The following is a 13,125-nucleotide window of genomic DNA, read 5'->3' on the forward strand; positions in this document are numbered from 1 at the left end:
AAATGTTTAACAAACTTGTATACTCGTATTATAGAATCTTTGGAAAGTGGAGGGTGTGATGTTTATCACAGTTTTGGAGAATTCACAAATTGTTAAAAATGATATAAAATCTCATTCAAATTCTTACAAAAATGTAAGGGAAATGTAATGGGATTCAATGGCGGAATTGAGTCCTTCTCTTTAAAATAAGTGTATAGAAAACTACACATATTGTGTGGAGGAGGAGTCTATCTTGGAGTGGGGAAGAGTAAAAAAGAGAGTAATTATTACTGGAATTACGATGGTAGCTGCCATTATATTATTGCTACCAACAAAGTTTGGGCCAGTAATTGATAAATATAATCCATTTTATAAAACGAAAGAATATTACACGATTGTGAATGATGTCGGTCAACATATTGGTGATGAATGGTATGAATATGAGTTTGTTGCATATGATGAAAAAGGTAGGGCACAGACGATAAAGAAAACAGTGAAGCACATGTTAAAACGAAATGAGTCATTGAAAATTACCGCAAAAGGACGTTACGGTGAATCATTGGTAGAGATTGAGGCTCAAAATATTCCTGTGCAGGCGAGAAGTAAGCTATTGGTGACAAGATAAAATATTGTAAAACACTGTAACATACTGAGTATGTTACAGTGTTTTTTATTACATATAAATCATTTAAAGAAGAAATTTTTCGGTGTTAGTATTTAAATATACGTTTACTATATAAAATAAGTTTTAACAATGCAGAGAGTATGGAATTTAGGGGATTTTAACTGTATAACAAGAAAGCGGACATAAGTTTATACGAGGATAACTGTAGCAGCAGAATTGAAATCCGTAAGAATAGCCGCACTGCTAGCAAGTTCGATTGCATCTAATTTGTTAAAAGTGATATTGTTCATGACAACATTGTAAGGTACATGTAAGGTAATTCGATAGTTGTCATTTGCGAATTCTATTACAATACAAGTAGGAAGTTTGAACATACAACTTTCTGTCTGAAATAGTGATGAATGTTTTAAAACCAACTATTGCGTAGCCATTATCTCTTTATGAGATGAGGCTATTTTTTTAAACCTTACAATATTGTAAGGTTTTCGTAAGTTAATTCGATAGCTTATTTGTCATATTTTCTGCATAATAAAAAAAGATAAAAAGTTAGGGAAGGTAATCAGAAGGGAGAAGAATGGGATGCAAAAAAAAGAAGTAGTTAAGTTTCCAATAAAAGATTTCTGTAGCTACTTTACTGTTGCTGTCGTATGTGTTGGACTTTTTGACATAATTACAAATTTAATTGTTAAATAATATAGATGAAAAAACAAGAAGGAGATTCCTTCTTGTTTTTTATTACCCTTAATCTGAAGCGGATTATGTTACATTTTTTATAATATTTTACTATTGATTTTCAGAAAATCAGTCTAAAGCACGATGTTAAGATAGAGCTTCGTTTGATATCATTTAAGAGTAACAGAGTGATAGATTGCAGGTAATTGTAAGGAAGGGCTGAAAGGGGACAAATTTCAGCAGAGAAAGAGGTAGAGGTAGTGAAAAAATTCTTTGTAGGATTTTTAGTTGTTCTTGGAATGTATTTGTATTTCCAAGGAGAGTCTGAAGGAATGGAAAGATTGACGAATCAAACAAGTTATGTTGACTCAGAGGAAGCAAAACAGATGAAACAAATTATTACTGAAGAAGCAAAGAAAGTAAATCTTCCAGAATGGATACCTCTTACAATTGCCGAGCATGAAAGTCGTTTGAACCCACGAAGTGTTGGAGACAATGGCACTTCTTTTGGATTGTTTCAGTTACACCGAGGTGGGGGACTTGCTCCTGATCACTTAACGGACGAGCAATTGAAGGACCCGCGGACAAATGCCCAAATTGCGATGCCTCATTTAATGAAAGGGTATAAAAGAGGTGTGCAAAAAGGTTTAACAGATTTAGCGTTACTAAAATATATAGCAAATACGTCTGGATGGCCAGGTAATTTAGGACCTGAGTGGACAGATCAAAATATGAAGTATAACGTTGGGCTAGAGAACGTGTACTATCGAAATAAAGGAACAATGAAAGAGTAGATGCTAAGCACCTACTCTATTTTTTTATAAAAAAGTTCCATTTTATTTTCTTTATAAGTAAATCCCATCTTTTTATATAGTAACTCACCATCTTTGGAAGGATGAAGCCATATTCGTTTTAGGCCGTTTTCTTCTTCTTGTGAATGTAATTCATCAACCTCTTTGAGTAAGGTAACGCGTAAATTAATTAATGGTTGTATGTCATGTAAAGCTGCTTTTCTAACGATATAATTCATTTGGTTTCACCTCTTATAATGAAACTGTAAAATAATTTGCCAGCTGCTGTTTCACATCTTCCAACTTTGTAGAAACTTGAGGGATTTTATACCCGACATATAATGGTGAAACAACAAAACGAGGAACAACTTTACAAATAATTTTTTCATCAAGGTGATAGAAGAATAAATTATAGCTGCTACAACCTTTATGAAAGTCCGTTAGTATGTAACGCACAGTTTGCTGAATATAATGTGCCATGGTGTCGATGGTTTTTATGTCTTCAATGACAATGTTAAATTCGGTAAAACCGATAATTGGCCGTGTAGAAATATTAAGTTCAATTTGTTCATCTTTTTTTACGGTTACGCCTTGAAAGTTTTCAGGTGCTATGTTTTCTAGGTAGTTTACATATTTCATTCCGATAATTTGCATATGTGCATGATGCAAACTTCCGCCTGAAAATGGACCGTGATTTTTATATAAAATAACAGAAGTAAATTCGTTGCTCTTTTCTAAAGCTAACCAATACTTTATAGAAAAACGCAGTAGTTTTTGCATATGTTCAGGTGTGTAGGTTGCAATATGATCATGACAATTCCCGGTTTCTATTAGAACAGTTTGAAAGGTATCTTTTAATGTTGGAAATTTATTTTTCAACCAAATAATGGAGTCTTCAGTTTCTAAAATATCAGTGAGATTTTCTCTATCGCAAAAAGGACAAGCAGTGCTTTTATTGCGAATACTTTCTGGTTTTTGTTTTCCAATGTCATTTAAAAAATAAAGTTGTTGTGTATCCATTCGTATATGCCCCTTTAAAAATATATGTGAAATTCCCGTCTACTATATTCGTGAAAGGGAAAGGGAAATCCTGTATAGTGGAAAAGGAGGAAATGATAAAAGAAGGAGATAGAAGATGGAAGAGCAAAAGGGTGTATCATTTTTGGATATATGGCGGACTGCTAATCCACCAAAAAAAACATTTGCGATAGGCTTGTTTTTTTCGATGCTATCAACAATAGCTGGGTTAGGTATCCCGCTATTGATTAAAGATTTAATGGAAGGATTTTCAAATGGCTTCTCCTTTTCAACGTTAGGAGTAATAGCTGGATTATTACTGTTCGAGTTTCTATGTGAAGCGACTTCTATGTATATGTTGTCTCGAGTTGGAGAAGGCATAGTACAGATAATAAGAGAGAAAGCATGGAGAAAATTATTAAACCTTCCTGTAAATTATTATGATAAAAATAAATCTGGTGAGATGATAAGCCGGGTAACAAATGATACAACAGTACTTATGACGCTAATTTCTGATGAAATTGTACAACTTATTACCAACGCATTATCTATTGTTGTATCAATTATTATTTTATTTATTTTAGATGTTCCGATGACGCTTGTTTTATTGCTAGCTGTACCTATTACTTTATTGATTGTTTTTCCACTTGGAAAAAAACTTGCGGACTTATCTGATCGAGAGCAGGAACAAATGTCAGAGTTAACGGCATTTTTATCACAAACATTAGGTGAAATCAAATTAATTAAGTCGTATAATGCTGAAAGGATTGAATATAAAAGGGGGAAAAATAAATTTCAAAGTCTATTCCAATATGGGATGAAGCAAGCGAAAATCAAATCTATATTAGGGCCAGCTTTAGGAATGTGTACAATAGTGGTGTTAATGAGTGTTGTTGGATTTGGTGTATGGCGAGTTGATCGGGGGTATATTTCTTCTGGTGAATTAGTAGCATTTATTTTATACCTGTTTCAAATTTTAATGCCGTTTGTACAAATGAACCAGTTTGTAACAAGTTTTCAAGAGGCAAAAGGCTCTACACGTCGTCTCTTTCAAATATTACATGAAAAAGAAGAACACGCCTTTTTACCGCAAAAAGTTGATATACCAGAAAAATTGGAGTTTCAAAATGTGAGATTTCATTATAATGAAAGGGATCCTATTTTAAAAGATATTTCATTTACAGTGAGAAAAGGTACAACGACAGCGCTTGTAGGGCCAAGTGGTGCGGGGAAAAGTACAATCTTTTCATTGATGGAACGATTTTATGAGCCAACAGATGGGGACATATTCTTAAACGGAAAGTCATATCGTGAGATGAATATAGAAGCATGGCGAAAGCATTTTAGTTATGTTGCCCAGGCAGCTCCTTTATTGTCTGGAACAATTACAGACAATATTACATATGGTATGGATCGTAATGTTTCACCAGAAGAAGTCGTTCGTGCAGCGAAGCTTGCGAATGCACATGAATTTATTATGGCGTTTCCAGATGGATATGAAACAGAAGTTGGAGAGCGTGGAAATCAATTATCGGGTGGTCAAAAGCAGCGAATTGCCATTGCGCGTGCTTTGTTACGTGACACAGAATTTTTATTATTAGATGAAGCAACAGCAAGTCTAGATTCGGAGTCAGAAGCGAAAATACAAAAAGCAATTGAAAATGTATTTGCGAGTAGAACGACATTTGTTATTGCACATCGTTTATCAACGGTAGTACAAGCAGATACCATTTTTGTAATAGAGAATGGCAGTATTACAGGAATTGGTATACACGATGAATTAATGAAGCATCATACATATTATAAAAAGATTGTAGAACAACAATTTTTAATAGAAAAAACAAAAGACAAGATATCCTAATTGTACTTGGGTATCTTGTCTTTTATTTTTTTTGTAATAATGTGTATGGATAATATAGAGTATTTTCATTTTGTTTCTTTTTTCTATTTTTCAGTGCATGTAAGGCAAAGAATGTACCTACAATTGTAAAGATGGCTTTCTTCATATTCATTTTCCCCTTTTTATTGTTCATTTAATTCTTGGCTAACTGCTTTTGCATCAATTAAAGCGTGGAGAATCATTTTTACCATGTTCATCATTTTTATTCCTCCTTTTATAGTCGGTTTAGTTCTTTTACAACTGCTTGTCCGTTTACTAACACCTCGAAGACTGCTTTTACGATTTCTTTCATCATGACTGTTTCCTCCTTTTGTTTACCTCTTGCTTACATTTTTATTGTATAAGGAGGCACGATTTCGTACTATCGCTTTCCATTACGTGAACATAACAGTTTTGTAAGATTGGATGTAATTTGTTGAAATGTTTAGTCTATATTCATTATTTTCAAAAAAATGACTATTCAAACATCAAGTGGGGAAGTATAATAAAGGAGTAAGTATTAAATTCCGTACGAAAGGAGTGAATGAGATGAAACGTTCTTTAGCTGCACGCGCAAAATTTTTAGATTTTATCTATTTTTGTCGTGCGATTTTTCATGATGTGATTGCTAACGGGATACGTATGCCCTTTTTTAGCAATTGCATAGTAGCTATTGAACGATAGAAATCTCTTCACCCATTTTATAGGACGTGTGAAAAGGGAGCTATTTTGCTTCCTTTTTCTATGCCAAAAACCATGGGGAAAGTTTCTTTCCCCATGGTTTTTTACGTTGAAAGGAGTACGGAAAATGACAATTTGTAGTGTAAACAATGTAACGAAATCTTTTGGTGGAAACATCATATTTGAAAATATATCGCTTGAAATCCAAAATGGTGAACGCATTGGATTAGTTGGCAGAAACGGTAGCGGGAAAACCACAATTTTTCAGTTATTAACAGGAATAGAGAATGTAGATGCTGGAGCAATTCATATGAAAAAAGGGACACGTGTTGGTCATGTAGCACAAATTCCGAAGTTTGCTGGTGAAACGAATGTATATGATGTATTGAGCTCTGCCTTTGTAAAAGAGAAAGAATTAGAAAGAAACATGCGAAATTTAGAGAAAAGTATGGCGGAGGAACAAGATCCAACTAGTTTAGAGAGGTTAATGGAGAAGTATGGCGCAGTACAAGAACAATTTTCGTTTTTAGGTGGTTATGAAATAGAAGCGAACATCATGAAAGTAGCAAATGGTTTACAAATAACGGAGCTATTTTCTCGAGTTTTCACTGAGCTGAGCGGCGGGGAGCAGACGAAAGTAAGTCTTGCTTATATGCTGCTCAAGAAACCAGATTTACTGCTATTAGATGAACCGACAAATCATTTAGATTTATTTGCAGTAGAATGGCTCGAACAATTTTTGAAAGAGTATACAGGAACAGTTGTTGTGATCTCACATGATCGTTATTTTCTTGATGAAGTTGTTACGAAAATTTTTGATTTAGAAGACGGAGAACTGCATGTATATCATACGAACTACTCACAGTTTGTGAAGGAAAAGGAAGAAAGATTACTCCAAGAGTTCCAATCTTATCAAGAACAGCAAAAGAAAATAAAGAAAATGAAAGAAGCAATTAAACGTTTAAGGGAATGGGCAAATCAAGCGAACCCCCCGAATGAAGGATTGCATAAACGTGCTAGAAATATGGAACGCGCGTTAGAACGGATGGAAAAGTTGAAGAAGCCAATTTTAGAAAGAAAGCAGATGGGACTTCAGTTTGAAGGACAAGAGAGAAGTGGCAAAGATGTTGTTGTAATGAAGGAAGTGGGCAAAGGTTTTGCGGATCGTACTTTATTCCGAGGAGTAAATTTACATGTTCGTTTTCAAGAGCGAGCAGCTATTGTTGGACGTAACGGTACAGGAAAAACAACATTATTAAAGCTATTGTTAGAGGAAATGAGACCGGATGCTGGGGAGGTCAGAATCGGTAGTAGTGTGAAAATCGGTTATTTATCGCAGCATGCATATGAGAATGTAAAATATGATGTATTAGAAGCATTTCGGGAGCATGTAGCTGTAACTGAAGGAGAAGCTCGCCATATATTAGCTCGCTTTTTATTTTATGGTCCAGCCGTTTTTAAAAAGGTCAATCAGCTTAGCGGTGGTGAACGAATGAGATTACGTTTGGCACAGCTTATGTATCAAGATGTAAACCTCCTTGTGTTAGATGAGCCTACAAATCATCTTGATATCGAATCAAGGGAAGTGCTGGAAGAAGCACTTGAACAATATAATGGAACCATTCTTGCTGTTTCACATGATCGTTATTTTTTAAATAAATTGTTTGAAAAAACATATTGGATTGATGAACACACATTGTTTGAATTTGCCGGGAATTATGCTTGGGCACGTCAGAAATGGACAGAGAGAATAGAGAAGGAAGAAGTGAAACAAAAAGAAGTTCCAAAAATAAAAGTGATGAATGTAAAGAAGAAGGAATCTAATGATGTAGAAGAAATTGAAGATAAGCTTATGCATATAGAAGAAGATATATATGCGTTGGAGTGTACAATGGAAGAAACAAGCAACATTGAAATACTGGAACAGTTATATAAAGAAAAAACGGAAAAAGAACGATTACGGGCGGAATTATATAATCGATTAGATAGTATGATGGAATAGATGAAAGAAAAACAAGTCGCCCTCTCAGGAGATGTGGAGGTGACTTGTTTTTCTATTAATATCCGTTAATTCGAGATGAAAATGGTATAATTTTCTTTATGTTATATTGTGAAAACGATTTTTTTTACATGTTGGTATGATTTAAAACAACATTTCAAAAATGCGAGGAGAATTTGATGTTAGGGTATGCACGTCTCATTACGATTGTTATGATTTGCATGGTATATATAAATCATGTTTCACGTGAAACAGAAAATTTACAAATCTTTGTTGGTATTGCATGTTTCATTTATGTTGTAAATCATGTTTTACTTATCCAACCACATCAAGGAAGAAGGCGTGAATTTTATGCATTCCTTTCAAATGGGATAGTTACAGCGTTATTAGGCTTTTTATTTCCCGAGACATGTTTGTATTTAATTATATTTGGGATTGATGCCGTGGGGGTATTTATTCATACGTGGCGGAAAATAGTCGTATATTTTTTCGTGAGTTTTTTCTTTTTATGCTGGTTTGCTATTTTACTATATACGTATCAATATACTGGAAAGATAGAATTTGATAACAATGCTATTAACTTTATGTTCGTTGTCTTCAGTGCTTTAGCCGGGAACTTAATTAAAAAGCTGACAGTGGCCCGCCAAACCGTCGACGATCAATATGAAAAATTGACGTTATCACATATAGCTCTAAAAGAAGCGCATGAACAATTACAGCTTTATGCGAAAGAAGTAGAAGAACTAACTACAGTTCGAGAGAGGAACGATATTGCCCGAGAAATTCATGATACAGTTGGTCATAATATGACGGCTTTACTTGTTCAATTGCAGCTTGCAGAGGCTTTATGGAAGCAAAAGTCAGATGCAACAGAAGAAGTTTTACATACATGTCATGAATTAGCTAGAAAATCTCTTCAAGAGGTAAGGGCTTCAGTCCGTGCGTTGAAGGAAGAAAAAGATCTAGGAAACATAATAGAAAATATGAAAGGAATGTTAAATGAATTTTCAAAGGTAACGAAAGTACAAGTAACCTTTCATTTACAAGGGGATCCAATCATAATCCCGTTGTCATTACAACCTACCTTGTTGCGTATTATGCAAGAGTCATTAACAAATGCAAAACGCCATGGAAAAGCTAGTTTATGTAAAGTTAGCTTATTGTGTTTAGATGAAAAAGTTATGCTATCGATTACGGATAATGGTGTTGGCGTAAATGAACTGAGTCCTGGTTTTGGGTTAATGAATATGAAAGAACGTGTAGGGGAACATGGTGGAATGATCCAATTTGAGAGTGAAAAAGAGAAGGGATTTCGATTACAGATTGAGTTCCCACTTAAGGAAAAGACGTGGGTAATAGGGGGAAAGATATGATTCGTATTATGATTGTTGATGATCAATCACTTATTCGTGATGGTTTAGCAATGCTATTAAATTTACGTTCAGAACTTGAAGTGGTGGGCACAGCAAATGATGGGGATGAAGTAGTTCGAATAGCAGAACAATTACAACCTGAAATTATTTTGATGGATATTCGAATGCCTCGTATAAATGGCGTTGAAGGAACTCGTTTAATAAGGGAAAAGTTTCCTGATATGAAGGTTCTTATGCTGACGACATTTAATGATAGTGAACTTATTTTTGAAGCATTGGAACAAGGAGCGAGCGGTTATTTATTAAAAGATATGGAGACGGACGCAATTGTGCAGGCAATATTGACAGTCCATGGAGGAGGAGCCGTTCTTCCGCAGGATATAACAGCTCAAATTGTGAAGGAACTAAAAAGAACAAAAGCGGTGGAAATATCAGAAAAAAGTCAGCCAAAGCAAATGGAGCAACTAACAGAGCGTGAAATAGATGTATTAAGGGAAATAGGCCTTGGATTAAATAATAAAGAAATTGCTAAGAAATTGTTTATTACAGAGGGAACTGTAAAAAATCATGTTTCTAATTTAATTAGTAAGCTGGAGCTGAGGGATCGGACACAGGCAGCTATATATGCAGTAAGATACGGTATTACAACATACACATGACTTTTGGCATAGAGAAAAATAAAAAAGCAGCAAATTATGCTGCTTTTTTATTTTGCATTTCTATCTTAAGGGTGATGGAAGAAAGAGGATGTTTTTTTACAATGAAATTGTAGATTAATGCAAAGGGGCTGAATCGACATGTTAGTCGTAGATCATATTACAAAGTCGTTTGGAAAGAAGGAAGTTGTAAAGAATGTATCTTTTGAAGTTAAGAAAGGAGAAACATTTGGTTTGCTTGGTCCAAACGGTGCAGGAAAGTCGACGACGATATCAATGATTTGTGGGCTTATTCCATATGATGGCGGTGATATAAAAGTTGGGGGGAAATCTGTAAAAGAATATCCATTAGATGCGAAAAGGAAGATCGGTATTGTCCCGCAAGATATTGCTTTATATCCTACGCTTTCAGCGAAAGAAAATTTAATCTTTTGGGGGAAAATGTATGGTTTAAGTGGAGCTATTGCAAAGAAACGAGCAGATGAGGTATTAGCATATGTTGGTTTACAGGATCGCGCAAAGGACAAAATTGAAACATTTTCAGGTGGAATGAAACGCCGAATTAACATTGGTGCAGCACTTATGCATGAACCGGAGTTATTAATTATGGATGAGCCGACAGTTGGAATTGATCCACAATCACGGAATCACATTTTAGAGACGGTAAAAGGATTAAATGAGAAAGGCATGACGGTCATTTATACGAGCCATTACATGGAAGAAGTGGAGTATTTATGTGAACGAATTGCCATTGTTGATCATGGAAAGGTAATTGCATTAGGAACGAAAACTGAGTTGTGTAATCGTCTTGCTGATGGCTTTATGGTGAAGTTACAACTGAATCGTTATAACCAAGAGCTATTGCAGAAAATAAAAGACATACCCACTGTAGAACGGATTATCATCGATGAGGATACAAATACACTTGATATTGGATTGAAGAATGGAGAAGCTGTTGGTACGGTTGTTTCGGAAGTTGTAGAAAAGCATGTGCGAATTTTAAAGCTTGAAGTACAAGAGCCAAATCTAGAAGCTCTCTTTTTACAGTTAACAGGGCGTTCACTTCGCGATTAAGGAGGTTAGGAACTCATGAAAAGTTTTATTATTGCATGGAAAGATTTGAAAATTCGTTTAATAGATCGGCGCGGATTTATGATGATGTTACTTATGCCACTTCTATTAACAGCTATTTTAGGATCAGCACTAAGTAACATATTCGATAATGGAGGATTACCTAAAACGGTAATTGGTTATTATCAAGAAGGAACAGATGAGTTTGCAAATATATTTCAAAAAGATGTATTGCAATCAAAGGAACTAAAAGATGATGTAAAAGTAGAAGTAGTAACCTCGCAAAAAGAGCTAGAGGATATGGTACAAAAACAGAAAGTTGATGTTGGAATTATCATTCCAAATAGGTGGAGTGAACATATACAAGATGGAAAATTAAAAGAACCAAAACTGATTACAGATCCATCAAAAGATATACAAGCAAAAATCGCTGAATCAATTATTCGTTCCTTTTCAGAACGTGCTCAAACAGTTGCTGTCTCTACTAAAAGTGTCCTAACAGACTTAGCAAAATCACAGCTAGGAAATATTGAACAGGTTGCAAAAGAGGTAACGGCTGATTTACAAACAGTGGCGACTTCAAATACGGATGGAATTGAAAAAGGAATAGTCGGCAAAAAAACAGTTGCTGCGATGCAATATTACGCTGCGGCAATGTTAGTCATGTTTTTATTATTTAACATAACAGTAGGCGCGAAATCTATTGTGACAGAGCAACGAACTGAAACATTAGCAAGATTATCAAGTACACCGACAAGCTCTTTTGCCATATTATTAGGTAAATTTTTAGGTACATTACTATTTGCTTGTATTCAATTTGGAGTATTTGTAGTTGCTACTTATTACGCATTTCATGTGAATTGGGGTGAAGATGTTTCACAAATTGTAGCAGTAGGAATTGCTTATGCAATTTGTGTTTCTGGCTTATCTATGCTCATCGCGGCATTTATTCGTGAAGAAAAAACAGCGGATTTAATGGGTGGCATTGGAATTCAGTTGTTAGCTATATTAGGTGGATCTATGTTACCAATCTATGCATTTCCGGATACTCTTCAAACAATTGCTAACATTGCCCCAAATAAATGGGCACTTACAAGTTTTTTAAACATTATGTCGGGTACATCATGGTATGCGTTACTTCCAGTTATCTTAAGTTTATCTAGTGCGGGTATTGTTTCCGTCATCATAGGAACCTTCCGTTTGCGTACGAGATAGGAGGAGAAATAATGAAGAAAGTTTGGGCACTTTGCTGGTTAGAATTAAAACAAATCTTAATTAAGCCACAAAGCTATATACTCATGTTCGGAATGCCGATTATTTTTACACTTATTTTTGGCGGACTTTTAGGTGGAAGTGGAAACGAGAAAGTAAATATTAGTTTAATAGACCAAGATGGGTCTACATTATCCAATTCCTATTATAAAGAAATAAAGAAAAGCGATTTAATTTCTATAGAGAAAGTAACAGATGAAGAAGCGAAACAGAAAATCGAAAATAAGAAGTCCTCGGGTATTGTGACAATTCCAAAAAACTTTCAAAAGAGTATGGTAGACGGGAAGATAGAGAAGGTTAAATTTCAATCAAGCGCTGATTTTACCGGAGGAGCTTCTGTAGAACAGATATTACAAAGTACAATGAAAAAGATGGAAATAGAAGTAGCAGCAGCAAGGGATTCAGAGAAAAATGGGGGAATGGCTTGGGAGAAGATGTATGAAATGATTCATACAAAGGTAGAACCAGTTTCACTTCAAAAGGAATCCATTGTACCTGGGGAGAAAAAACTGAATAACGTAACAGGGCGAGCTGCAGGGTTTTCCATTCTTTTTGTAATGATTGTGATGCTAAGTGCGACAGGAACAATTTTAAAAGCAAGACAACTTGGCGTTTGGTATCGTTTATTAGGAACGCCTGTTTCAAAGGCTCAAATACTTGGGGGATATATACTTTCCTTCTTTTTAATTGGATGGATTCAATTTGGAACTTTAATGGTATTAACGAATGTTTTGTTCGATGTACAGTGGGGAAATCTACTAGGGATAATCATACTTGTCTCAGTGTTATTGCTAGCGGTCATTGGTTTAGCACTATTATTAGCAAGTATTGTGAAAACAACGGAGCAGCAGTCAGCTTTAGGTAATATCGTTGTTATTTCAACTTGCATGATTAGTGGGCTGTATTGGCCAATTGAAATAGAACCAGAATGGATGCAAACTGTAGCAAACTTTATTCCTCAAACTTGGGCAATGCGCGGGTTTACCGAATTAATTGCAAGGGGCGGGACATTGGCAGATATAGCAGGATATATTGGTATACTTATGTTATTTGCTGGTGTATTCTTTATAATTGGTTTAACAAGAATACGTTATGATTGAAAAAAGAAAG

Annotated in this window: 14 protein-coding genes; 10 read left to right on the plus strand and 4 right to left on the minus strand. The window is 35.0% G+C overall.

Annotated elements, in window-relative coordinates; genetic code table 11:
- The first annotated feature begins 232 nt into the window (after nucleotides 1-232).
- Nucleotides 233-604 carry a YxeA family protein gene (locus ACM6HU_RS13455; RefSeq protein WP_016117000.1) on the plus strand — a complete coding sequence of 124 codons (372 nt, stop codon included), beginning with the start codon at nucleotides 233-235 and terminating at the stop codon, nucleotides 602-604.
- A gap of 188 nt (nucleotides 605-792) precedes the next feature.
- On the opposite strand, the gene ACM6HU_RS13460 is transcribed toward ACM6HU_RS13455, so the two are convergent.
- Nucleotides 793-978: a hypothetical protein gene (locus ACM6HU_RS13460; RefSeq protein ID WP_139350072.1), complete on the minus strand. Its 186-nt coding sequence runs from the start codon at nucleotides 976-978 to the stop codon at nucleotides 793-795.
- A gap of 558 nt (nucleotides 979-1,536) precedes the next feature.
- Here ACM6HU_RS13460 and ACM6HU_RS13465 point away from each other — a divergent pair.
- Complete coding sequence (locus tag ACM6HU_RS13465; RefSeq protein ID WP_006093133.1) at nucleotides 1,537-2,070, plus strand: transglycosylase SLT domain-containing protein; 534 nt, start codon at nucleotides 1,537-1,539, stop codon at nucleotides 2,068-2,070.
- An 11-nt stretch (nucleotides 2,071-2,081) separates the two neighbouring features.
- Here the strand turns inward: ACM6HU_RS13465 and ACM6HU_RS13470 are convergent, their stop codons facing one another.
- Nucleotides 2,082-2,306 (minus strand): hypothetical protein, encoded by a 225-nt coding sequence (locus tag ACM6HU_RS13470; protein WP_016117002.1) that lies wholly within the window; start codon nucleotides 2,304-2,306, stop codon nucleotides 2,082-2,084.
- Between the two features lie 13 nt (nucleotides 2,307-2,319).
- Nucleotides 2,320-3,087 (minus strand): DUF4931 domain-containing protein, encoded by a 768-nt coding sequence (locus tag ACM6HU_RS13475; RefSeq protein WP_016117003.1) that lies wholly within the window; start codon nucleotides 3,085-3,087, stop codon nucleotides 2,320-2,322.
- 115 nt (nucleotides 3,088-3,202) lie between these two features.
- On the opposite strand from ACM6HU_RS13475, the gene ACM6HU_RS13480 reads away from it, so the two are divergent.
- Nucleotides 3,203-4,945 (plus strand): ABC transporter ATP-binding protein, encoded by a 1,743-nt coding sequence (locus ACM6HU_RS13480; protein ID WP_016117004.1) that lies wholly within the window; start codon nucleotides 3,203-3,205, stop codon nucleotides 4,943-4,945.
- Between the two features lie 22 nt (nucleotides 4,946-4,967).
- On the opposite strand, the gene ACM6HU_RS13485 is transcribed toward ACM6HU_RS13480, so the two are convergent.
- Nucleotides 4,968-5,096 carry a hypothetical protein gene (locus ACM6HU_RS13485; protein WP_016117005.1) on the minus strand — a complete coding sequence of 43 codons (129 nt, stop codon included), beginning with the start codon at nucleotides 5,094-5,096 and terminating at the stop codon, nucleotides 4,968-4,970.
- A gap of 416 nt (nucleotides 5,097-5,512) precedes the next feature.
- On the opposite strand from ACM6HU_RS13485, the gene ACM6HU_RS13490 reads away from it, so the two are divergent.
- The 7 genes from ACM6HU_RS13490 to ACM6HU_RS13520 all read left to right on the plus strand — a co-directional run bounded on the left by ACM6HU_RS13490 (nucleotide 5,513) and on the right by ACM6HU_RS13520 (nucleotide 13,115).
- Nucleotides 5,513-5,647 (plus strand): RAxF-45 family protein, encoded by a 135-nt coding sequence (locus ACM6HU_RS13490; protein WP_016132219.1) that lies wholly within the window; start codon nucleotides 5,513-5,515, stop codon nucleotides 5,645-5,647.
- A gap of 124 nt (nucleotides 5,648-5,771) precedes the next feature.
- On the plus strand, nucleotides 5,772-7,646 hold the full coding sequence (gene abc-f, locus ACM6HU_RS13495; RefSeq protein WP_016117006.1) for a ribosomal protection-like ABC-F family protein: 1,875 nt from the start codon (nucleotides 5,772-5,774) through the stop codon (nucleotides 7,644-7,646).
- 176 nt (nucleotides 7,647-7,822) lie between these two features.
- On the plus strand, nucleotides 7,823-9,016 hold the full coding sequence (locus tag ACM6HU_RS13500; protein WP_016117007.1) for a sensor histidine kinase: 1,194 nt from the start codon (nucleotides 7,823-7,825) through the stop codon (nucleotides 9,014-9,016).
- Nucleotides 9,013-9,675 carry a response regulator gene (locus ACM6HU_RS13505; protein WP_016117008.1) on the plus strand — a complete coding sequence of 221 codons (663 nt, stop codon included), beginning with the start codon at nucleotides 9,013-9,015 and terminating at the stop codon, nucleotides 9,673-9,675. The genes ACM6HU_RS13500 and ACM6HU_RS13505 overlap by 4 nt, the downstream gene beginning before the upstream one ends.
- A gap of 138 nt (nucleotides 9,676-9,813) precedes the next feature.
- A complete protein-coding gene (locus tag ACM6HU_RS13510; RefSeq protein ID WP_016117009.1) occupies nucleotides 9,814-10,746 on the plus strand; it encodes an ABC transporter ATP-binding protein in 933 nt (310 codons plus the stop codon).
- A 15-nt stretch (nucleotides 10,747-10,761) separates the two neighbouring features.
- Complete coding sequence (locus tag ACM6HU_RS13515; RefSeq protein ID WP_016117010.1) at nucleotides 10,762-11,958, plus strand: ABC transporter permease; 1,197 nt, start codon at nucleotides 10,762-10,764, stop codon at nucleotides 11,956-11,958.
- Between the two features lie 11 nt (nucleotides 11,959-11,969).
- Nucleotides 11,970-13,115: an ABC transporter permease gene (locus ACM6HU_RS13520; protein ID WP_016117011.1), complete on the plus strand. Its 1,146-nt coding sequence runs from the start codon at nucleotides 11,970-11,972 to the stop codon at nucleotides 13,113-13,115.
- Nucleotides 13,116-13,125: the final 10 nt, after the last annotated feature.

The organism is Bacillus sp. IT-79MI2 (assembly GCF_949768135.1).
Classification (GTDB): domain Bacteria; phylum Bacillota; class Bacilli; order Bacillales; family Bacillaceae_G; genus Bacillus_A; species Bacillus_A pseudomycoides.